The following is a 23,365-nucleotide window of genomic DNA, read 5'->3' on the forward strand; positions in this document are numbered from 1 at the left end:
ATTAGTAGCTTTCGTTTTCGTTTGGAAATTCAACAGTCTTTACATCTTTCACATATTGAGCCACCGCTCCTGTAATTTCAGTGTAAAGATCAAGGTATCTTCTTAGGAACTTCGGACTGAATCCTTTGTTCATTCCTACCATATCATGATATACCAAAACCTGCCCGTCACAGTCTGAACCAGCTCCAATTCCGATAGTAGGAATAGAGATACTTTCTGTTACTCTTTTGGCAAGTTCTGCAGGAATTTTTTCCAGGACAACAGAAAAACAACCCAATTCTTCTAAAAGCTGTGCATCAGCGATCAGCTTTTCAGCTTCAGCCTCTTCTTTAGCTCTTACTTTATAGGTTCCGAATTTGTAAATAGACTGTGGTGTTAACCCCAAGTGCCCCATTACAGGAATTCCGGCATTGATAATTTTTTTGATTGATTTTGAAATTTCTTTTCCTCCTTCAATCTTTACCGCATGAGCCCCTCCTTCTTTCATCATTCTTACCGCAGACTCCAATGCTTTTTCAGGATTACTCTGATAAGTTCCGAAAGGTAAGTCTGCCACAACCAAAGCTCTGTCAGTTCCTCTTACCACACTTTGAGCATGATAGATCATCTGATCCAGTGTAATTGGCAATGTAGTTTCAAAACCAGCCATTACATTTGCAGCAGAATCTCCAATCAAAATAGCATCTACTCCACCTGCATCTACCATCTTTGCCGTGGTAAAATCATAAGCAGTAAGCATAGTTATTTTTTCCTTGTCGAATTTCATTTTACGCAAGGTTTCAGTCGTAACTTTTTTAATTTCAGAGTGAACAGACATAATTTATCTATTTTTTAAAAGTTAAAAAGTCGGCCTTTGGCCGACTTAAGTTTTGTATGATTTTTATAAAACTACGTGACCGAGTTTCATGAGTTTATCGTGATTTAGAATCTTGATATTTCTCCCATCGACTTCAATCAGGCTATCCTGTTTGAACTCGGAGATTAATCGAATGGCACTTTCAGTAGCAGTACCAATAATATTTGCAATTTCCTCTCTTGTTAAAGAGATTTTGATAAAGCCCTCAGGATCTACTCCCAGCTTCTGTTCCAAAAGCAGTAATATTTCCGCCAGTCTTTCTCTTACCGTTTTCTGGGCAAGGAAAGTAATGGTGTTGGAAGATTCTCCTAATTCGTATGAAATTTTTTGAAGCATTACGAAAGATAATTGTGGATCTACTTCCAAAAGATACATGAAAATATCTGCTGGTAAGAAAACACATTCTATATCTGTCATTGCTTCTGCTTTGGCTTGGAAATTCTCCCCGCAAAGCAAAGAACGATAGCCGATGATATCCCCCTCTTTGATAAATCTTAAAATCTGATCTTTCCCAAAAGCTCCTGATTTTGAAAGTTTGGCAGCCCCTTTTTCCAGAACAAAAACTCCTCTAGGAGTTTCTCCATCCTCGAAGATGGTATCATGTTTCTGAAAACTCAGTCTTTTTTTGCCATTAATGTACTTTTCAAAATCTGCGCTAGAAAGTCTTTCCTTAAATGATTTATCATTAAAAACTCTGGCGAACCTCTCTTCAATTGCTATCTGTTGTTCCTGCGGCATTTTATATGATATTTATCACAAAAATAGAACTTTTTAACGCGATAAACAAAAAAAATTGTTATAATTTTGTAGTTCAATATTTTATGGGGTGAGCGAGAACTGTTTTCATTGTGGTCAAGAGATAGAAAAAGAGAGAATTCTGTTTGATGAAAAGACTTTCTGCTGCAATGGCTGCAAGTCTGTTTATGAAATCCTGAATACGAACAATTTAAGTAATTTCTACGAACTTAATAAAGGGGCAGGAATTCGTCCTGGTGATGAAAACTCTACCCAGTTCGATTATCTGGACACTCCGGAAATTTTCGATAAGGTGACTGATTTCTCTGAAGGAAACACCAGTCTTGTCACATTCAAAATCCCCGTAATTCACTGTTCTTCTTGTATATGGCTATTAGAAAGCCTTCATACCCTGAATCCTTATATTAAGTATTCACAAGTTAACTTTACAAGAAAGACCCTACAGATCTCATTCAATCATAACGATTTAAAATTAAGCGAACTAGCTAATTTTTTAACCAATTTAGGATACAGACCTGTTATCAGTCTTGAAACCGCTGAGAAAAATGTAGACCATCTGGATAAGTCTCTTCTTGTAAAATTTGCCATCGCAGGTTTTGCATTCGGAAACGGGATGTTTTTGGCATTTCCTGAATATGTGGGAGGAGAAGATTATTGGATGGAGCATTACAAAGGACTCTTCAGGGTACTGATGTTCTTGCTGGCCTGTCCTGTTGTCTTTTATTCTGCTTCAGATTATTACAAGTCTGCATGGTACGGATTAAAAAATAAGATCGTTAATATTGATGTCCCTATTGTATTGGGAATATTTGTTCTTTTTGGAAGAAGTATCTATGAAGTGGCTACAGATTATGGTCCCGGCTATTTTGATACCCTTTGCGGCCTGTTATTTTTCATGCTGATGGGTAAACTTTTCCAGAAAAGAACCTATAGTGCACTTTCTTACGACCGAGATTACAAATCTTTTTACCCTATTGCGGTAACCAAAGTAGACTTTGATGGAAAACAGGAAAACATTCTTCTTTCCGAAATAAAAGTTGGAGACAGAATTTTGGTTAGAAACCAGGAAATCATACCCGTAGATGCTATTCTTATCAACGGGGAAGGGAATATTGATAACAGTTTTATTACTGGAGAAAGTGAAAGTATCAGCAAACAGCCGGGAGACAAAATTTTCGCAGGAGGTAAACAAATAGGATCATCCTTAGAGCTTGAAGTCATCAAAGATGTAGATCAGAGTTACCTTACTCAACTTTGGAATAAGGAAGCCTTTAAAAAGCATGAGACAGGTCTCGATACACTGACCAATAACATCAGTAAATATTTCACATTCATCATTTTAGGCATTGCAGTTATTTCCGGAATTTATTGGGCTTTTATCGATTTAGAGAAGATGTTCCAGGTAATTTCAGCTATTCTGATCATCGCCTGCCCATGTGCCCTTGCATTGTCTGCACCATTCACTTTTGGACACATTATGAGGATTTTAGGTCGAAATAAATTCTACGTAAAAGATACCTTAACAATTGAAAAAATCGCCAAATTAGACACCATTGTCTTTGATAAAACAGGGACTATTACTCACAGAAAAAAATCAAGTATCAAATATAATGGCACCGAGATTCAGGAGTTTGATTTACTAAATATCAAAACATTACTGAAAAACTCAAACCACCCGCTTTCAAAGTCACTCTATGAATTCATAGAAGTAAATGATGATTATTTCACAGTGGAGAATTTCCAGGAAATTTCCGGAAAAGGTTATGAAGCCAGCATAAGAGGAAATGTTTACAAAATAGGTTCTGCCCGTTATAATAACCAGGAACCAAAGAATCTTGAAACCGCTGTTTATATCAGTAAAAATGATCAGTTTTTAGGTAAATTTATTTTCAAGAATGAATATCGTCCTAAACTAAAGGATCTATTTAAAAAACTTACCAACTACAAAATATTCATCCTGAGTGGTGATAACTCCTCAGAAGAAGTCCAGCTTAAGGAACTTATTCCTAACTATCAGGGAATGGCCTTTAACCAAAGTCCGGAAGACAAATTGAACTACATCAAAAATCTTCAGGATCAGGGCATGAAAGCAGCCATGCTGGGTGACGGTCTCAATGATGCTGGAGCGTTAAAGCAAAGCAATGTAGGTATTGCTATAGCAGATGACACCAACAGTTTCACTCCCTCATCGGATGTTATCATGAATGGAGAAAAAGTAGTCACCCTGGACAACTACCTGAATGTCTGCAAAGGCTCTATCACCATTGTGAAAATGACATTTATAATCAGTTTTCTTTATAATATTGTTGGGTTAAGTTACGCTGTTACAGGCCACATGCATCCGCTTTTTGCGGCAATCATCATGCCGGTCAGTTCTATTACGGTAGTTACCTTCACCACAGTTTCGACCTGGATACTGGGTCGCAAATACTTCAAAAAACGGGCTTAAACGCCCTTATTTAGACTGATTTTAAATTAGCTGAAATCGGCATTTCGTGATGAATGTCATTATTTTTCACTAAATTTGAACCCCGAAAATAGGTTAATTTTGTTGTCCAATGGATATTCTATATTTAATGATCGTCTGCAGTGTTTCTTTAGCTGCCATTTTCTTGGTCGTATTTATAGTGTATGCCAGAAAAGGACAGTTTGAAGATGATGAATCTCCTGCTGTCAGAATCCTTTTTGATGATGAAAGAGTCAAAGAAAAAGATGAAAATGGCGACAATGATAAAGACGAAAAAGAGATAGGAGAAAATAATAAAAATTGAGAAAAATAGTGAATAGTTGATATGGAAACACAAAAGTTTAGTTATGACAATAGTATTGTCCGTGCGTTCCTCTATGCGACCATCATCTTTGGTTTCATAGGATTTACGTTCGGGCTTACGGCGGCATTAATGCTTTTCTACCCTGAATTACCGGAATTCTTATTCGGTACAGATGATACAACCATTAATAGTTTATCATCAGGTAACATTCAAGGGTTAATAAACACTCATGGGGCATTTGGTTTTGGTAGAATCAGGATGTTGCACACCAACACCGTGATCTTTGCGTTCGTGTGTAATATTGTTTATGTTGGAGTGTATTACTCTACGCAAAGATTATTAAAAACAAGAATGTATAGTGATACATTATCTTGGATCCATTTTTGGACTTGGCAGTTTATGATCGTAGCTACGTTCATTACATTCTTTATGGGGATCAATACTTCTAAGGAATATGCTGAGCATGAATGGCCAATTGATATATTAATTGCAATATCTTGGATCATTTTCGGGGTTAATATGATTCTAACCATTTCAAAAAGAAGAGTAAGACACCTTTATGTAGCCATTTGGTTCTATCTTGGTACTTGGGTTGCAGTAGCAATGCTTCATATCTTCAACAATCTTGAAGTTCCATTATCTTTCACTGGCTGGAAATCTTATTCTGCATATGCAGGAGCAAAAGATGCCATTGTACAATGGTGGTATGGTCACAATGCAGTAGCATTCGTTTTGACAACTCCAGTTTTAGGTTTAATGTATTATTTCTTACCAAAAGCAGCAGACAGACCGGTATTCTCATATAAACTGTCTATTATTCACTTTTGGTCACTAATTTTCGTATATATCTGGGCTGGTCCTCACCACCTTCAGTATACAGCTCTTCCGGCATGGGCACAGGCAGTAGGAACAGGTTTCTCTATTATGCTTATTGCACCGTCTTGGGGAGGAATGTTAAATGGTCTTCTTACCTTAAGAGGAGCTTGGGATAAAGTAAGAGAAAATCCTATCCTTAAGTTCTTCGTAGTTGCTGTTACTTGTTATGGTATGGCAACGTTTGAAGGACCGCTTTTAGCAACTAAAAACATCAACAAAATTGGTCACTTTACTGACTGGGTTATTGGTCACGTACACTTAGGAGCTCTTGGATGGAATGGTTTCATGGCATTCGGGGTTATCTATTACCTGGTACCAATTATGTGGAGAACAAAAATGTGGTCTGTAAAATTAGCTAACTGGCATTTCTGGTTAGGGACATTAGGAATTATTTTCTATGCAGTACCAATGTATATTTCTGGATTCACACAAGGATTAATGTGGAAACAGTTCAACCCAGACGGAACATTATTATGGAAAAACTGGTTGGATACTGTAACGGCTATTATTCCTTACTTTAAAATGAGATTCTTAGGTGGTATCTTCTATATTTCAGGAGCTATCCTAATGATTATAAACGTAATTGCTACGGTAAGACAAGGATCATTCCAAAAAGAAGTTCCTGCAGAAGCACCAGCTTTAGCTAACATCGGAAACAAACGTAAAGAAGGAGAAGGATTCCACCTTTGGTTGGAAAGAATGCCAATGCTTTTAACAGTATTATCATTATGTACAATTTCAATTGGAAGTATGGTAGAAATTATCCCTACCCTATCCCTTAAGAAAAGTGTACCTACTATATCCGCAGTAAAACCTTATTCTCCGCTTGAATTAGAGGGTAGAGATATCTATATCCGTGAAGGGTGTAATGCATGTCACTCTCAGATGATCAGACCGTTCAGAGATGAGATCACAAGATTCAACGGTAAGAACGGACAATACTCTAAAGCGGGAGAATTTATATATGACAGACCATTCCTATGGGGTTCTAAAAGAACAGGACCAGATTTACATAGAGAAGGAGGTAAAAACCCAAGTTCTTGGCACTACAAACACATGTATAACCCAAGATCTACTTCTGCAGGTTCCATCATGCCTCGTTACCCTTGGTTGATCGCTACTAACCTAGACAGATCAAAAATGGTAGATAAAATGAAACTGATGAAGAATACATTTGATGTACCTTATACAAAGGCTCAAATCGACTCTGCAGACAAGTGGGCAGACAACCAATCGGCAAAAATTGTAAAAGATATCTTCTCTGAAGCAAATGACTTGAAAGAGGCGTATGCTAAGAGACCTCAGGGAGAATTAGAGAAAAAAGAAATTGTAGCTCTTATTTCTTATCTTCAGAGACTGGGAACTGATATCAAGACAACTGAAATCAAAACAGCAAGTAATAACTAAAAACATTAAAAGGTTCATATGATTCCTCAGAACTTTAAAGATATATTATCCAATACTGAAAATGCTGGGTTTTACCAGACTCTGGCTCTGATTTTCTTTATGCTGTTCTTCGTAGCTTTGATAATCTATGTTTTTAGCAAGCCTAAAAAATATTACAAAGAAGAAGAAGAAGCACCACTTGGGGATGATGAAGATGACGATTTTAATTTAAAAAATTAAACTATTTTTATGAAACAAAGAACACCTGTTATCGTAAACATCTTAATAATAATCGGACTTTTAATCGTTTTTTATTATTTGTTTGTACAGAGCTACGCGTTCCTAGCTTCGCCTTATTTCTGGGGAACTGTGGTAATTGCTGGTATTCTAGCATACATCCACAGTGCTATTGGAGATTTGATTGAAAACAACAAATTCAAAACGTTATCTCCGGAAGAAAAAGCAGCTTATTTAGCTGAGAAGAAAATTCCTTTCTTAAAAAGAATGTACGATGCTGCATTCAAGAAGCAATCTGCTTCTGAAGAGAAAGATATCCTTATCGACCACGGTTTCGATGGTATCATGGAGTTGGATAACCAATTACCAAAATGGTGGGTAGGTTTATTCTATTTTGGGACTGCTTTTTGTATTGTATACATTGCAGCTTATTCTTTCACAGACTTCGCTCATCCATTAAGCGAGTATGAAAAAGAATACAAGGAGCAAATGGCAAGCATTGCGAAGTATGAAAGCGAGCAGCCTCCTGTAACGATTGAAACAGCTAAGTATTCAGCTGATAACATTACAGAAGGTAAAGAATTATTTAAAACAAACTGTGCATCTTGTCACAAAGAAGACGGTAGTGGAGGTATTGGTCCAAACCTTACTGATAACTACTGGATCAATATGCCAGAGAAGACTTTATTCAAAAATGTATTCCATATGGACTGGAATGGTTCTCCTACTAACCCTGCGATGAGAGCATTTGGTAAAAACGGAGAAGTTTCCGGAGCTGAAATTGAAAAGATTGCAGCTTATGTATACCATATCAACCAGGAAGTAGCACCAGTGACTCAGGCTCAAGGAGGAGCAGCTCCTCAAGGAACTGAAGCACATTGGGAAAAAGAATAATTTAGAAAATTAGAAACATATGAAAAAAACATAATTTGTTATTACCTTAAAAATAGTAACGAATTATGTTTTTTCTTTTTTAAACACCTTACTAATATGTCAGACATAGAAGAAATAGAAGTACGAGGCGGACAGGGACAGGTTCTGGACCCTGAGACTTACAGAGATTCTATCGGGACAATGGAGCAATCCGGTAAAAGAAGATGGGTATTCCCAAGAAAGCCTAAAGGGAAATATACCAACTATAGAAATCTTGTAAGCTATCTTTTATTAATTATTTACTTTGCATTGCCGTTCATTAAAATTAATGGCAATCCATTATTATTGTTTAATGTAATAGACAGAGAGTTTTTCATCTTTGGACAACCTTTCTATCCACAGGACTTTTTTATCCTTACTTTAGGTGCTATTGCATCCTTAATCTTTATTATTGTTTTTACGATTGCGTTCGGAAGAATTTTCTGCGGGTGGATATGCCCTCAGACAATTTTTATGGAATCTATCTTCCGTAAAATCGAATATCTGATTGAAGGTGACCGAAACAAGCAAATGAAGCTGGACAGACAGGAATGGAATAGTGAAAAAATCTGGAAAAGAAGCTTAAAATGGTTTGTTTATGTTGTAATTTCATTAATCATTACTCACTTTATGTTTATGTATATTGTGGGCTATGAAGAAGTCATTAAAATAGTTTCCGAAGGACCATTTGCACATCCTACCAATTTTATCGTAATGATTCTTCTTACCGCGGCATTTTACTTTGTATTTGCCTGGTTCAGAGAACAGGTATGTACATTGGTTTGCCCTTATGGCAGACTTCAGGGAGTGCTGATAGATAAAGACACAATCAATGTTTTTTATGACTTCAAAAGAGGAGAAAACAGATCAAAATGGAGAAAAGGAGAAGACAGAAAAGCGGCTGGTAAAGGAGATTGTATTGACTGTCATCAATGTGTGGTGGTATGTCCTACAGGAATTGATATCAGAGACGGACAACAGCTGGAGTGTATCAACTGTACAGCATGTATTGATGCCTGTGATGAAGTAATGGAAAAAGTAGGCCTTCCAAAAGGACTTGTAAGATATGCATCTGAAAACGAAATTGAGAAAGAAACTCAATTTAAGTTTACAGGAAGAATGAAAGGTTTCTCAGTATTCTTATTCTTATTGGTTGGATTCTTGGGATATCTTCTATACAGCCGTGGTGAAATGGAAGCTAAATTCATTAAACCGGCAGGTAGTACATTCTTTGTAAAAGAAGGAAAAATTATCAATACCTATAATTATACATTCTTAAACAAAACCAATGACAAAAAGATCGTTACCATTAAGGTAATAGATCCTGCTCATGGAGAAATCACATATAGTGCTTCAAGTAAGATACAGGTAGACAGAGACAAAATTTCCAAAGGGACTATCAATATTAGCTTCCCTGAGAATGAAATGAGGCTGTCTAAACAAAATATTACCATCGGGGTTTATGATATGAAAGGTAAACTCGTGGATTCTTACCAGACTTATTTTGAGGGACCATTCAAACTGCAATTTTAAATAGAAAAAATGAAGAACTTTAGTTGGGGACACGGTGTTGTAATTGCATTATTTGCATTCATAGTTTTTATATTATCCATGATGTTTCTTTTCCCGAACGGGCAGAAGAACTCAGAAATGGTAACAGATAACTATTACGAAGAAGAGCTACAATACCAGGATGTAATTGATGCCAAGAAAAGAGCTGACGAGTTACAGGAAAAACCTGTATACAGCCAGGAAGCTAATGGAATTAAAATCACTTTTCCAAAAGAATATAATAATTCTAATACTACGGTAAAATTTGTTTTAAACAGAACCGACGACCAGAATTTAGACATTAAAAAATCTGTAGAGCTTGATGCCAACCAAACATTTATGATCCCTGCACAGGTATTAAAAATGGGGAACTATACCTTAAGATTAAGTTGGACAAAAGACAAAACAGACTATAGAATGGATTATGATGTGATATGGAAATAGGACTTATTGTATCGGCTATTGCTTTAGGCTTTGCTTCCGGTTTTCATTGCATCGGAATGTGTGGTCCTATTGCTCTATCGATGGGATTAACCAAAAAACAAGCTGCCAATTTTTATCTTCAGAATCTCACCTATCAATTTGGAAGAATATTCACTTATTCATTATTGGGTGCACTCTTGGGGATTATTGGACAAGGATTTGAGATGGCAGGATTTCAGAAATATCTGACGATTACTGCAGGGGTTCTGCTTATTATCATGGCTGTATTTTCTTTTGGAGGGAAAGATTTTGCTTCAAAAATTCCATTTCTATCCAAGTTTTTGTATTCTGTAAAATTAAATTTGGGAAGATTACTTCAAAAAGCAGATTACCGCTCTAGATTTACAACAGGAATTCTTAATGGTTTCTTACCATGTGGAATGGTTTACATGGCTCTTACAGCAAGTCTGGCAGGAGGCGGAATAGGCCAGGGAGCTTTATATATGGCTTTATTCGGATTGGGGACACTTCCATTCATGTTTGCCGTTGTTTTGGCCGGAAATCTCATGAATCAGGCTTTTAGAATAAAAGTTTTAAAAGCAGTACCTGTGATTATGATCATTCTGGGAGGTCTGTTCATTCTGAGAGGTTTAGAACTTGGAATTCCTTATGTTTCTCCAAAGGCTGAATCCATGACCATTTCTAAAGATCCAAACGGAGCTGTTAATTGCCATTAATTAGAAATTAAAACAATATAACCATGAAGAAAACAATTGTCTTATTTTTAATAAGCCTGTTCACCCTGCAATCCTGCAGCATAAATACTGAAATGACTTATCATAAAGACTCGGCTTCATCTCTAATAACCGATATTGATACCCGAGAGTTTATGGCAGAAATGGAAGCGATGACACCTGATTCATTAAAGCAGGACAAGTTTAAGGATATGGATAGATTTCCAACCATATGGACAAGCATGTATGATCTTCTACAGAAAGAAGGGAAACTAAAGACGGAGAATCAGGACACCATTAGAATTCTTAAAAAGTTTTTCCTGAAATCTACAAAAGCAGATAATAAATCTGTCCCTGCTGGATTTTCCTTTAAAATGGATCATTTCACGCCAAATGACTATGAGTTAATTAAAAATTTTAATAAAGACGAGAAATTACCCCTTGATCAAAACTTCCTCAATACCTGGGATGGAAAAACACTCATCATTAATACCGATGTTTTCAATCTTAAAAATATTGAAGAAGCGCTCCAGTCGAAAGGATCAAAAGAAGAAACTGCCAATATGGAGGGGATGATGATGATGTTCTTCAAAAATATCGGAACTACTTTAAAGTTTGAAAATAAAATAAAATCAATCACCGGTAAACATGACTGGCTGAAACAGGTTGATGATTACTCCCTAAGGATACAATACGATCTGAAAACCATGTACGAAAAGGATCCTAAGCTTAAAAATGCTGATAAAAAAATAATTATCATAACAGAATAACAAAACCCACCGAAATTCGGTGGGTTTTTATTTGAGACTAAATAGATTAGTTTATAACATCAAATCTTGCATATTCTGCAATCTTCTTTGGAAGCTTAATTCCCTCCGCAGTTTGATTATTTTCCAGCAATGCAGCCATAATTCTTGGTAATGCCATTGCAGATCCGTTTAAGGTATGAACCAACTGAGACTTTCCATCTGCCTTGTAACGACATTTAAGCCTGTTAGCCTGGAATGTTTCAAAGTTAGATACAGAACTTACTTCTAGCCACATTTCTTGTGCAGCACTCCAAACCTCAAAGTCATACGTCATAGCCGCAGCAAAACCAGTATCACCACCACAAAGTCTTAGGACTCTGAAAGGAAGCTCAAGATCAGTAAGGATTTCCTTGATGTGCTCTACCATTTCCTCTAAAACAGCATAAGAGTTTTCCGGCTTTTCAATTCTTACAATTTCTACTTTTTCAAACTGGTGAAGACGGTTTAATCCTCTTACGTGGGCACCATAACTTCCAGCTTCTCTTCTGTAGCACTGAGAAAAAGCTGTATTCTTAATGGGAAGATCTTTTTCCTCTAGCAATACATCACGGTAAAGGTTGGTTACAGGAACCTCTGCTGTAGGGATCAGATATAGTTTATCTTCGTTGATATAATACATTTGTCCTTCTTTATCAGGCAGCTGACCTGTTCCAAAACCGGATGCTTCATTGACAACGTGAGGCGGGTTTACTTCTGTATATCCTTTTTCCACATTTTTATCCAGGAAATATTGAACCAAAGCTCTCTGCAATCTTGCTCCTTTTCCTAAATAAACAGGGAATCCGGCACCAGCAATCTTCACTCCTAGTTCAAAATCAATAAGATTGTATTTTTTTGCAAGCTCCCAGTGAGGGATAGCACCTTCACCAAGACCCTCCACTGTATGAGACTGGAAAATAGTTTCGTTATCATCAGCAGAAGCTCCATTTTTCACCAATTCATTGGGAATGTTTGGAAGTTGGTACAGAATATTTAATAATTCTGTTTCCTTAACTTCTAGCTGGGATTTCAATTCTGAACTCGACTCTTTGTACTGTGCTGTTTTAGATTTTGCTGATTCCGCTTCTTCTTTCTTTCCTTCTTTCATCAAAAGTCCAATTTCCTTGGAAATTTTGTTGATCTCGGAAAGCTGGGAATCTAATTCAAATTGGATTCTTTTTCTTTCTTCGTCAGTAGCAATAGCTTCGTCTACCAACTCAAGATTCTTGAATTGTCTTTTTTTAAGACCTTCTAAAACGCGTTCTTTATTGTCGCGTAAAAAATTGACTTGTAACATTTTATTTAGATGTTAAATATTAGATGTTTAGCTTAATATAAGCTAACAATTTTACAAATTTAAAATTATTTTACGATAGTTACGGTATTTATTGAATTTGGAGCATCAGCTTCCTTGGAAAATTTTTCTTTTCCATTATAAATAACCTTTGAAACCTGAAATAATGTAGGGGACTTACGGTATTGAATTTCCATTGTATCAACCTTACTTTCTGTTGTATTATTGACTGTCTTTCTTAGCGTAATCGTCATTCTTGAATTATAAGAATTCCCGGTTCCAGGATTACTAGGGCTTACAGAATCCATTCTTCTTCTCTTTGCTCCTGCAATATATTCCATATAAAACACAGAATCAGTTGTCATTTTTAGAGGAATACTTACCGGAGAATCATCTCTGGCTCCAAACATATCATTCACACTATAAGAAGTGTATGAACCCGTTTTTTTACTGTTCAATAAGTCCGGATTGGTATCTGACTTCATGTAGATATTCAAGATCTGATCAATTCTTTGTAAAGATTCTTCATCCTGACCACAACTTATCAGTGCAGAAACAATAACCAATATTCCAAAAACAATGTTTCTCATAACGCAAAGATACTTTATTTCAACTTTCTAAGATAAGAGAAAAATGAAAACATCATTAAAAATCCGACAAAAGTTAATGTAGCTCCCAAGGAATTAGCCATACCAACCACCCCTGACTGGGGAACCAAAAAGTATGAAAGAACAGCTAAAAGCAGCAGGGATAGAATAGAAAAAAAAGTATTCATTTTCATTAATCCAACTGCAGATAATAGATTTCCGTATAGGTTTCTCAATAACATGCTACCACAAAATACCCCTAGAAGAAGTGAGAAAACAAATGAGTTGTCAGTGTATTGTTCTCCAAAGAAAATACGGATGATGAAACTGCTGAAGAAGCATCCCACCATTAATATCAATAAGGATATAGGGATAAAAATTTTATAGTAGTTGATGATATAATTCTTCAGAAATGATTTATCACGGTGATTTTTGGCAAGAACCGGATAATCACTCTGCATAAAAGAAAGAGCTAAAAAAGTAATATTTGCGGGTATAAGCAATGCTACCTTATAATTGGCTACCACATTTTCATTTTTGAAAAAATTCAGTAAGAGAATGTCCGCCGAAAAAAAAGCATCTGACAATAAAGCAGTTATGGAAGCATGTAATGCAAAGCTCCAGATTTCTTTTTTTGTAAATTTTAATGATAGGCTTGAAACTTTTGGCAGTGGTCCTTTAAGCCAAAAAAGAGAAAGAAACGGAGCTATTGCATTGGCAATCAGATATCCGTACAAACCCCAAAATAGTGAGAAAACAATCATCATCAATAATCCTGAAATATTGACAACGTTATTTACCATTGCAAATTCCTTATTCTTTAAATAAATACGACGTTCAGCCTGAATATGGCTCAGAAAGTAAACTCCAATCAAACGAATGGTAAAGAAAAAAAAGATATAAAAGATGTATGAATAGTGAGTTACATAAAAAAAGGACAATAAAAAAAATACAGCACTTAGGATAAGGTGATATAAAAATCCTTGTCTAAAAAGGTAAGCCGACAATTCTTTTTTTTCATCATCAGAACCTCTTAGTGATCCGAATCTGATAAGGCTTTGAGAACTTCCCAATCCACTAAAGGGTGCAAAAATCGCAAAAACAGAAGCTACAATACTTAACAGTCCAAAGTCCTTTTCCGGCAAGATTCTGATCATAAAGAGAGACCCTGAAAAGGCACATATCTTTGTAATCAGCAAAGATAAAAATACATGCTGTCCTTTATTGGCAAAAAAAGCCCTGATAAAATCTTTTAAACTGTTCATTTCGATCTGATCAATGGAGCATTAAAACCTTAAGACCCTTATATTATATTTTTATATACCTGATTAAATTCATTTGCGATTGCTGATACTGAAAATTTTTCAACAACATATTGATGGAGTTCTTCCGGAGAATCTGCCTTGTAGTTTCCATTCAGCATATTCTTCATTGCTGTATAGAGCTCTTCCTCAGACTTTTCGATCACGATTCCATAATTTTCTCCAATAATTTCAGGAATTGCTCCTACACGAGTTGCAATCACCGGAACACCTGAAGAAAGAGATTCTAATAAGACACACGAAAAGCTTTCATAGTCACTGAAAAGAACAAAGCAATCACTTTTTTTCATTTTTTCAGCAACTTCAGCATGTGAAATTTCACCAAATGTTTTGATGTAGCTCTTTCCATCATGCTTTTCAATGAGCTTATTTAATCGCTCTACATCTCCGTCACCTCCAATTTGGAGATCAAAGTTCTTAAAATCTTTTCTAAGCCGAACCACAGCATCAATAATAGCATCCGGATTTTTAAGAGGAATAAGGTTTGAAACATGAAGAAATGTAAAGGTTTTATTTTCCTTTTTCTCTGGCGAAAAAAGTTCTGTATTGACTACATTTCCAATTACCTTAAAGTTTTTACCAATTTTCAGCTCCTTGAGGTTATCCATCAGAATAGCACTTACAGGAAGTAAACAAGAGGCTCTGCGGGCAACGTATCGTGCCGTAAGAATTCCTATAAAGGAGAGTTTAGATCTGTTTATGGGAAGAAAACCGGACCAATGCTCTGAAACCACAAAGGGAATCCTGTATTTCTCCTTTAAATAAACAGCAAAAAACATGGAGTTGTGTAAGATATTTGCGTGTACCAGATCTGGTTTCTGCAACTCTAAAAATCCTTTTTGGTAGGCCTGCATTCTATTTCTAAAATTCAGTACCGGATTTTTAGAGCTTTTATAATACACAATAAGAGTTCTTATTCCGTTGATCTTCTGATCATCGAAGATAAATTCCTGATCTTGGGCAGGATCTCCTATAGCGTGTAATATTTCTACCTCATGTAACGATGCTACGGCTTCTGCGTGACGCTGTACAAAGTTGCCATTAGTAGGCTCCAGCTTGTTCGGAAACCATGAGGAAATAAACAGAATTTTCAATGGAGATTATTTTATGGAAGAAGCCCAGCTTTTTTCAAATGGCAAAACAAAATGACTTAAGAAATCCAGGTAGGTATTTTTAGAAAAATCAAAGACCTGAATATCTTTTGACAATTCCCCGTTTCTTATTTTTGTTTTAAAATCAATAAGTTTCAGAGTTTTCACTTCTCCATTTTCAATAAAACTAGCTTTCATTCTATCGAATAAGCCCAATTGGTATTCTTCATCAATCTCTCTCATTATTTTTCCAAGAGCATCAATACTACATCCTGAAGCCATTTCTTTCTCCTCATCTACACATATAACAATAAATTGATTTTTCTCAATTTTAAAGGATGAGGAAAGAGGTTTTCCATGAGCAGCCCAAGTTGCTAAAAAATCGAATAACTTTTCAGTAATGGTCTTTGCTTCTTTTGTTTCAAATGGCCTTGACGCCGGATATATAATAACTCTATAGTCGCTGGTTTCTACAATATTGGATTCTTCAATTTTCATATCCTTTCTATTTAAAGTATAAAATTACGATTTTTTCTTCAGAAAGTGGATGAAGAATATCTTTCAAGAAAATTACTAAAGATTAAATACTTTCAAATACAGCATTATAAGAACCTTCATTCTTACTTAGTATTTTCGTTTTTGTGTAGCCTTTTTCCTGCAATATTTGTATCAGGTCTTCTTCACTATGACCAGAACTCTTTAACGCTATATTATTGACTTCAATAATTATTTTAGGCTGATAGTTCGTTAAAATCTCTGCCATTCCTTTTAAGGCTGAAAACTCACCGCCTTCAATGTCTATTTTAATCATATCAATTTTTGCTACTTGATGAGTCTTAGCATATTCGTCCAAGCTTATACTTTCAACTTTTTCCTTAGCTGTAAAATCTTTTAGATAGGATGACGCCATTCCTACATTATCATAATGATCATTGTATAGAATTTCAAGATATCCTCTTTCCTCAGAAATCGCCAGATGTTCCAAAGTAACATTTTTAAAATTATTTAGGGTAAGATGCCTGGAGAACTTCTCATAATTAGGCTTAAAAGCTTCAAAAGCATACACTTTCCCGCCATTTCCAACAATTCCGGAGGCATTTAGGGAAAACAAACCAATATTTCCTCCTACATCAATAAAGACATCTCCTTTCTTTAAGGTGGAATATAAATAATCTATTTCGGTTTTTTCATAATCACCCAAGAAATACAATTGCTGCTGAATCCAGTCATCCAGATTTAAGTCAAGTTGAATTGATCCTCTATAAATAATATTTTTCTGTACCCCTCGAAAAAGGTGATATGGCTTGAAAATATATTTATGAAAGGCAAAATACTTCTGTCCAAAAAAATGAAAACTTAAAATAAATTTAAAAAATGAGGCTAAAAAACTTCTCATATTAGTTTTTATAGGTTGTAAGATGCTGTAATTTTAAACAAAAATAACAAAACTCAGGAAGAGCTTCCTGAGTTTTATAATTTTATATAGATTACTCTTTATAAATCTTCCGCTTCAGCAAGAAGTTCTACAATATCTTTTACAGCAACCTCAGTATTTTTATTGAAGTGTTTTACTCCATCTGTCATCATCGTGTTACAGAAAGGACATCCGGTAGCAATCACTTTAGGTTCAAAAGACAGTGCTTCCTCTGTTCTTTCAATATTAATGTCTTTATTTCCTTTTTCTGGTTCTTTAAACATCTGTGCTCCCCCTGCTCCACAACAAAGACCATTTGTTTTGCAACGCTTCATTTCTACAAGCTCTGCGTCCAGTTTTTCTAGCAGTAATCTTGGAGCTTCATATTCATCATTAGCTCTTCCAAGGTAACATGGATCATGGAATGTGATCTTCTTCCCTTTGAAAGCTCCGCCCTCAATTTTTAACCTTCCTTCTTCCATTAAGGTTTTAAGGAATTGTGTATGGTGTACTACATCAAAGTGCCCACCCAGACTTGGATATTCATTTTTAAGGGTATTGAAGCAGTGTGGACAAGCTGTCACAATCTTCTTTACTTCATAAGCATTCAGAACTTCAATATTAGTAAGGGCCATCATCTGGAAGACAAATTCATTTCCAGCTCTTTTTGCAGGATCTCCGGTACAGCTTTCTTCCTGTCCCAGAACTGCAAATTCAACACCTATTTTATTTAATATCTTGCAAAATGCTTTTGTAATTTTTTTGGCGCGGTCATCGAAACTTCCAGCACATCCAACCCAAAATAAAACTTCCGGGGATCTTCCTTCGGCAGCATATTCTGCCATTGTTTTAATTTGCATTTTCTTTTTGTTTAATTAATAAATTAGCATAATATTCCTTTGCCTTTTTCATGACCTCCACAGGTACTATGGAAACATATAAAGGATTAGCTTCGTCATAATTGAGATACTTCCAGGTATTTCCTGTTGATTTATCATTGAGGGCAAGAATCATACTCTGCTTACTCATTTCCAAGGTTGTATCGTTTAAAAATTTGGCATTCATGCCTTGCGCCTCCATCAATCCCAACATCATTTTCTTTTTTTCTTCATCAAAACTCTCTTTCAGAAAGATCATTTTCATCTTCATCAGATAGGTACTGAATGCATATTTGGTATTATCCTGAGTGGTAAAAACATCTGAAACACTAAATATGTTCTTATCAGTTTCTACCAGTTCCATTTTGAATTCATCATTACCCTCAAACACACTGTTGAAACTATCAGCCAGCATCTTTCTGTCCACTTTTTCAAAAATTGCAGGATGGGTAAGATCCAGCATTCCCTCGTAGTCTTTCTTTTCAAATAAAGACATGAAAGCTTTTGAATCCTCAAGTATTTTTTTCTGATCTGCAGATTGTGCCATCAAGAAACCAGAGCATATCAATAAAAAAGCAAAAAATATATTTTTCATTTCAAATCAGCGGGTTCAATGTTTTTTTCTACAGGGTTATCTTCATTCTTTTTACTAATCACTTTATCACAAAATAATTGGAGTAATATAATTCAGGTAAGTGAGATAGCGGTTATCATTACTGCTCTCTGCACTGTTTCTATTCATCAAGTTCGTTAGAAATTCTGACCTAGTTTTCTGAGGCCCAATTCAAACGGTCAGCTTGGTTATACTGCCAAGGGGCAGCATTGTTTTCCACGTTTGTCATCATTAGGTTCAGCTCTTGTGGTGCGGCAGACTGTTCCATTACCAGGAATCTTCTCATTTCGAAGATAATAGATAGTGGATCTAGTAATACCGGACAGGCATCTGTACATGCGTTACATGTAGTACAAGCCCAAAGTTCTTCTTTTGTGATATAATCGTTCAACAGCTTTTTGCCGTCATCAACAAATTTTCCGTTTTTATCAATATTTCTGCCCACTTCTTCCAATCTATCTCTGGTTTTCATCAGGATGAGTCTCGGAGAAAGCTGTTTACCGGTAATATTAGCCGGACAAACCGAGGTACAACGTCCACATTCTGTACATGAATAGGCATTGAGCAATTGCACCTGGTTAAGGTCAAAAATATCTTCTGCACCAAATTTGGAAGGAGTATCGGCCTCACTTCCTTCTGCCGGAGCGGCATAAGGATCAGCGTTAGGATCCATCATTAATTTGATTTCCTTGGTTACCGAATCAAGGTTATTGAATTTTCCTTTTTTATCAAGGTTGGCATACCATGTACTTGGAAATGCAAGGATAATATGTAAGTGTTTTGAGTAATAAAGATAATTCATGAAGAAAAGAATTCCTACAAAGTGAAACCACCATGCAGCTTTCTCTGTGAACATCAAAAATCCGTTATCAAAATTGAAGATTTCTAAGAATGGAACAAATGTCATTTCACTGATGGGAAAGCTTCCGTGCATTGGTAAAACTCCTCTTGTCTGTAAAATAAAATCTGAAGCATTCATTTTAAAGAAAGCCATCATTAAGGCGAATTCAATAATCAAAATCCAATTGGCATCATTTTTTGGCCAACCGAAAAGCTCTTTCATTGTCAATCTCTTCACTCCGTAAAAATTTCTACGAATAAAGAAAATGACAACCCCAATCACCACTAAAAGTGCCAGAACTTCTAAGGTTGCAGTAAAGAAATTATAAAATGTATGCCCGAAAATGCTTGATAAAAAACGGTGTGTACCAAATATTCCATCAACAACAATTTCTATTAATTCAATATTAATAATCACAAAACCTACGTATACAAAAAGGTGTAAAACTCCTGCAACAGGACGTGCTGTCATTTTACTCTGTCCCATGGCTACACGAGCCATCGTTTCCCAACGTTCTCCTTTTCTGTCGTTTCTATTGATCTCGTGACCTAGTCTGATATTTCTATAGATCTTTAGCAGGCTTTTGGCAAACAGTCCAAATCCTGCCACTAATAAAATCAGGAAAATAATGTTATCGATGTACTGCATAAGGCGTATTAGTCTTTATTGTTTTTACCGAAAACAGAGAAATTAATATATCTCTTAGGGTTCGCTTTCATATCTTCAATCAATGAATTCAAGTTTGAAGATGCTGAATTCAGATTATTGTAAAGTTGCTCATCCTTCATTAGTTTACCTAAACTACCCTGTCCTTTATCTATTCCACCAATTACCTGATTCAGTTTTCCAACGGTAGCATCTAAATTTGCAATGGTTGAATTCAATTGTTTGGTATCAATACTCTGTGCCAGGTTTCCATATTTATCCAACGTTACTTTACCACTTTGCATTGTAAGACTTGCATCATCTAAGACCTTTTGAAGCTTAGGGTCATTGTGTCCTACCAGGCTGTTTACACTTCCCGCTGTGGCCTCTAATGCTCCTACTGTTTTATTAAGGTTCGATAATAAAGCTTTAATTTCTGCTCTATTTTGTGCATCAACGAGTTGATTGGCATTCGTCATTAAGGAGTCTACTCTGTGCAATACAACCTGTAATTGATCCTTAACCGGGCCTACCTGAGAAGAAAGACTTCCCATCATTCCTAGCTTAAACGCCCCCATAAGAGTGTCACCGTCTTTTGCTTGAGTTCCTCCATACACAAGGTTTACTCTCATTTCCTTCCCTGACATTAATCCAGGTTCAAAAATTTCAAGGGTTGAGTTTTTTGAAAATTCAAATTTATTGTCAACTGTAATTTTAACGATAAAACTAATTTTACCATCCTTTGCAGTTCTAGGAATAATCTTATCAACCTGCCCTACTTTAAGACCGTTAATTGAGACTGCTGAAGATTGCGCAAGGCCCTCTACATTGTCATATTTTGCGTAAAATATATTGTCGGTAGTAAAAAGGCTCTTCCCTTTCATAAATTGAAACAACAACACAAAGCCTACGATAGCTAGAAGTGTGATCACACCAGCTTTTAATTCTTTACTGAACTTCACTTGCTAAATTTTTTCTAATAAGCAAATATAGTACATTTTAAATAAATCTTTTCCTTTATTATTCTGCGTTAAATACAAAAAAAAGCGACAAAAAATTTTGTCGCTTTTATATTGATAAGATGAGTTTCCTATTATTGTTGGTTTCCTACCTTGTTCCAGATCTCAATTCTGTAATCCTCAATATCAGAATTATTCTGAAGACTCTTTAACCAAGCCTCTCCGAACATCCCTGCATTTCTCTGAGTAATAGATTCTGTGAACTGCTTAAGGTCACCAGGTTGTTTGTTTACTGTTTCTGATTTTTTGATCAATACATAAACTCCTGTTCCTCCTTCAACTGGGTTAGAAAGTTTTCCTTTTGCCACACCAAATGCAGCCCCGGCAACTTTAGGTTCCATTGAACCAGCAATTGAAGGGTTCAGTAGATTTACTTGAGCAGCTTGTTTTGAAGTAGCAAATAATTTAGCAATCTGATCTAAGTTTGAAGCTTTCGCTCCTGCAATTTTATCAGAAATTTGTTTTGCAGCCAATTTATTTTTAACAAGAATTTCTATTTGATCTCTTACAGATTCCGGATCAGCAAGACCTGCTTCTTGTTTTCCGTTTAGATAAACTACAATTTTATCACCCGTTCCGTCTACAGTAAAGAATTCTGTATCTCCTTTGGATCTTTTTTTATCAAAAGCCCAAGATAAGATATCTCCATCTTTTTCTGTGCCTAAGCCCTGAAGCTGACCTTCAAATCTCTTTGCCGCCTTAGGGTTAGAGAACTGATAGTTATCTTTTTTAGCAATATTCACAAAATCATTGAATGATTTTCCTTGAACCTGCTGAATGAATTTTCTAGCCTTTTTGTCTGTATCAGCTTCTGTTGCATCTGAAGGCTTGATCTCTTTTACAAGATTAGCAACCTGATACCCCATTGATCCTGATTTTTTATCTTCAATATTGATGATATGATAACCGAATTGTGTTTCCACAACCCCTGTTGCTCCTTTAGGATTGCTGGCTAAGTAAGCAAGAAACTCAGGAACGAAAGGTGTTTCTGGAGTTGTCCAACCTAAACTACCACCTTGAGCAGCAGAGTTAGGATCGCTTGAAAGCTTAAGGAACTCTGTAAATTTAGCTGGTGTTGCTTTTACGATTGCTCCAATAGAGTCTGCCATTTTTTTAGCCTGCTCTTTAGATCTTGTCACTCCTTCTCCTGCAGGGCTTCCTTTGAAAGCAATCAGGATATGTCTTGACAATGTAGAGTCCGAAGTCTTTTTACCTACAAGCTTAGAAACTACATAGAAATTTTGCTCCTTGTAAGGACCAAATGTTTGTCCTACCGCAGCTGTTGCGATCTGACCTTGTATAGTTGCAGGCAATTGTGTAGGCTTTACATACTGAGGATTGAAAGGAGAATCTGAGTTTGCCATCACAAACATAGAATCGTTCTTTGTATTCTGGAAGTTTTCTGCACCTCCACTAGCATCTGTACCTCCAGAGTATAGTTTTGTAATTTCCTTTAAAGCTGCCGCATCATCTGCTGCACTTGGTTTGGAAGGGAAATATACAACTCCTATATTTCTGCTAGGCTCTGCCTTGAACATTACCGGATGCTGTTTGATGTAGTTCGCAAGATCTTCTGTAGAAACATTGATCTTCGTTTTCTGAAGATATGCTGCATAGTCTACCTTTACGAAGTCGATATCAGCAAGCTGATCTCTTTGCTTCATCAATTCCTCAGCTTCTTTTTTACCAGTAGTGATCCCTGCTGAAATATTGGAAAACACCTGTCTAGCCATCAATCTGTACTCAATTGTTTTTTTTGTTTTTAACCATTGAGCATATCCTTGAGGATTGGTGCTTTGTAATGTTTCAATTTCTTTTTTAAGCTCCTGAGTTTTAAAATTACCTTTCTCATCAAAGAACTGTTGGTTTTGGGCAAACATCTGATCATACTGGATCTGGTTCCAGAAATAATCATCAGTCATTTCAAAGCCCAATTTCTCAAACTGTTGCTTGATAAGCTTAGATTGTACAAGTAACTGCCAAGCCTGCTCTTCAAGACCGCTTTTCGGACGACCTTGTTGCTCTGCCTGTTGTTGCAGCACGAAAAGTTGATCATTGAACTCTTCGCGGGTAACTTTTTCACCGTTTACTTTTCCTAAAACGTCAGGATTCTTTCCAAAAACCTTGTCGATACTATCGGGGTTTACCAAGAACGCCAAAAGCGCTAAGGCTATTACTCCCATCAAAAGCCAAGGCTTACTCCTAATCTGTCCTAAAATTGCCATTTTATAAATTATAGTTTTTTATCAGTTTGCGAAAATACACATTTTTAAGAAATTACAGAAATAGAAGTTCCTTATTTTAACTTTAAATCGTAAAGATTACATAAAAAAGGAAATTTTGACCATATTTTTTAGCAAAAAACAAATGG

The 23,365-nt window shown here is 35.9% G+C and carries 22 protein-coding genes; 9 read left to right on the forward strand and 13 right to left on the reverse strand.

Features of this window, described 5'->3' with window-relative positions; all coding sequences use genetic code 11:
• Position 1 precedes the first annotated feature (1 nt).
• On the reverse strand, positions 2–817 hold the full coding sequence (gene panB, locus SCA31_RS15750) for a 3-methyl-2-oxobutanoate hydroxymethyltransferase (RefSeq protein WP_076356971.1): 816 nt from the start codon (positions 815–817) through the stop codon (positions 2–4).
• 63 nt (positions 818–880) lie between these two features.
• Entirely contained in the window at positions 881–1,594 is a 714-nt protein-coding gene (locus tag SCA31_RS15755) for a Crp/Fnr family transcriptional regulator (RefSeq protein ID WP_076356973.1), read from the reverse strand.
• An 88-nt stretch (positions 1,595–1,682) separates the two neighbouring features.
• Here SCA31_RS15755 and SCA31_RS15760 point away from each other — a divergent pair, with 88 nt between their 5' ends.
• The 9 genes from SCA31_RS15760 to SCA31_RS15800 all read left to right on the forward strand — a co-directional run bounded on the left by SCA31_RS15760 (position 1,683) and on the right by SCA31_RS15800 (position 11,272).
• Positions 1,683–4,061 carry a heavy metal translocating P-type ATPase gene (locus SCA31_RS15760; RefSeq protein WP_410697906.1) on the forward strand — a complete coding sequence of 793 codons (2,379 nt, stop codon included), beginning with the start codon at positions 1,683–1,685 and terminating at the stop codon, positions 4,059–4,061.
• Between the two features lie 109 nt (positions 4,062–4,170).
• Positions 4,171–4,383, forward strand: a complete 213-nt coding sequence (gene ccoS, locus SCA31_RS15765) for a cbb3-type cytochrome oxidase assembly protein CcoS (protein WP_106918002.1) — start codon at positions 4,171–4,173, stop codon at positions 4,381–4,383.
• A 21-nt stretch (positions 4,384–4,404) separates the two neighbouring features.
• The gene (ccoN, locus tag SCA31_RS15770) at positions 4,405–6,666 is read left to right on the forward strand and encodes a cytochrome-c oxidase, cbb3-type subunit I (RefSeq protein WP_410697907.1); all 2,262 of its coding nucleotides are present in this window, start codon (positions 4,405–4,407) and stop codon (positions 6,664–6,666) included.
• 18 nt (positions 6,667–6,684) lie between these two features.
• The gene (locus tag SCA31_RS15775; protein WP_027373015.1) at positions 6,685–6,885 is read left to right on the forward strand and encodes a cbb3-type cytochrome oxidase subunit 3; all 201 of its coding nucleotides are present in this window, start codon (positions 6,685–6,687) and stop codon (positions 6,883–6,885) included.
• Between the two features lie 9 nt (positions 6,886–6,894).
• Positions 6,895–7,776, forward strand: a complete 882-nt coding sequence (locus SCA31_RS15780) for a cbb3-type cytochrome c oxidase N-terminal domain-containing protein (protein ID WP_410697909.1) — start codon at positions 6,895–6,897, stop codon at positions 7,774–7,776.
• A 96-nt stretch (positions 7,777–7,872) separates the two neighbouring features.
• The gene (ccoG, locus tag SCA31_RS15785; RefSeq protein WP_410697910.1) at positions 7,873–9,327 is read left to right on the forward strand and encodes a cytochrome c oxidase accessory protein CcoG; all 1,455 of its coding nucleotides are present in this window, start codon (positions 7,873–7,875) and stop codon (positions 9,325–9,327) included.
• A gap of 9 nt (positions 9,328–9,336) precedes the next feature.
• On the forward strand, positions 9,337–9,789 hold the full coding sequence (locus tag SCA31_RS15790; RefSeq protein ID WP_076356985.1) for a FixH family protein: 453 nt from the start codon (positions 9,337–9,339) through the stop codon (positions 9,787–9,789).
• Complete coding sequence (locus tag SCA31_RS15795; protein WP_410697911.1) at positions 9,780–10,505, forward strand: sulfite exporter TauE/SafE family protein; 726 nt, start codon at positions 9,780–9,782, stop codon at positions 10,503–10,505. The genes SCA31_RS15790 and SCA31_RS15795 overlap by 10 nt, the downstream gene beginning before the upstream one ends.
• Before the next feature lie 23 nt (positions 10,506–10,528).
• A complete protein-coding gene (locus SCA31_RS15800) occupies positions 10,529–11,272 on the forward strand; it encodes a hypothetical protein (RefSeq protein ID WP_410697912.1) in 744 nt (247 codons plus the stop codon).
• 46 nt (positions 11,273–11,318) lie between these two features.
• Here SCA31_RS15800 and serS read toward each other — a convergent pair whose 3' ends face one another.
• From serS to SCA31_RS15855, 11 genes are all read right to left on the reverse strand, one after another.
• Positions 11,319–12,587: a serine--tRNA ligase gene (serS, locus tag SCA31_RS15805; protein ID WP_410697913.1), complete on the reverse strand. Its 1,269-nt coding sequence runs from the start codon at positions 12,585–12,587 to the stop codon at positions 11,319–11,321.
• A 65-nt stretch (positions 12,588–12,652) separates the two neighbouring features.
• Positions 12,653–13,174, reverse strand: a complete 522-nt coding sequence (locus SCA31_RS15810; RefSeq protein WP_410697914.1) for a hypothetical protein — start codon at positions 13,172–13,174, stop codon at positions 12,653–12,655.
• A gap of 14 nt (positions 13,175–13,188) precedes the next feature.
• A complete protein-coding gene (locus tag SCA31_RS15815) occupies positions 13,189–14,436 on the reverse strand; it encodes an oligosaccharide flippase family protein (RefSeq protein ID WP_410697915.1) in 1,248 nt (415 codons plus the stop codon).
• A gap of 38 nt (positions 14,437–14,474) precedes the next feature.
• Positions 14,475–15,587, reverse strand: a complete 1,113-nt coding sequence (locus SCA31_RS15820) for a glycosyltransferase (RefSeq protein WP_410697916.1) — start codon at positions 15,585–15,587, stop codon at positions 14,475–14,477.
• A gap of 6 nt (positions 15,588–15,593) precedes the next feature.
• Positions 15,594–16,082 carry a hypothetical protein gene (locus SCA31_RS15825; RefSeq protein ID WP_410697917.1) on the reverse strand — a complete coding sequence of 163 codons (489 nt, stop codon included), beginning with the start codon at positions 16,080–16,082 and terminating at the stop codon, positions 15,594–15,596.
• A gap of 82 nt (positions 16,083–16,164) precedes the next feature.
• Positions 16,165–16,980: an FkbM family methyltransferase gene (locus SCA31_RS15830; RefSeq protein WP_410697918.1), complete on the reverse strand. Its 816-nt coding sequence runs from the start codon at positions 16,978–16,980 to the stop codon at positions 16,165–16,167.
• Between the two features lie 98 nt (positions 16,981–17,078).
• Positions 17,079–17,858: a (Fe-S)-binding protein gene (locus SCA31_RS15835; RefSeq protein WP_106918014.1), complete on the reverse strand. Its 780-nt coding sequence runs from the start codon at positions 17,856–17,858 to the stop codon at positions 17,079–17,081.
• On the reverse strand, positions 17,848–18,471 hold the full coding sequence (locus tag SCA31_RS15840) for a hypothetical protein (protein WP_410697919.1): 624 nt from the start codon (positions 18,469–18,471) through the stop codon (positions 17,848–17,850). Before SCA31_RS15840 ends, SCA31_RS15835 begins: the two co-directional genes overlap by 11 nt.
• Before the next feature lie 169 nt (positions 18,472–18,640).
• The gene (locus tag SCA31_RS15845) at positions 18,641–19,978 is read right to left on the reverse strand and encodes a (Fe-S)-binding protein (protein ID WP_332561478.1); all 1,338 of its coding nucleotides are present in this window, start codon (positions 19,976–19,978) and stop codon (positions 18,641–18,643) included.
• An 8-nt stretch (positions 19,979–19,986) separates the two neighbouring features.
• Entirely contained in the window at positions 19,987–20,937 is a 951-nt protein-coding gene (locus SCA31_RS15850; protein ID WP_410697921.1) for an MlaD family protein, read from the reverse strand.
• A 131-nt stretch (positions 20,938–21,068) separates the two neighbouring features.
• Complete coding sequence (locus SCA31_RS15855; protein ID WP_410697922.1) at positions 21,069–23,219, reverse strand: SurA N-terminal domain-containing protein; 2,151 nt, start codon at positions 23,217–23,219, stop codon at positions 21,069–21,071.
• Positions 23,220–23,365: the final 146 nt, after the last annotated feature.

The organism is Chryseobacterium sp. SIMBA_028, from assembly GCF_046535285.1.
Taxonomy (GTDB): Bacteria; Bacteroidota; Bacteroidia; order Flavobacteriales; family Weeksellaceae; genus Chryseobacterium.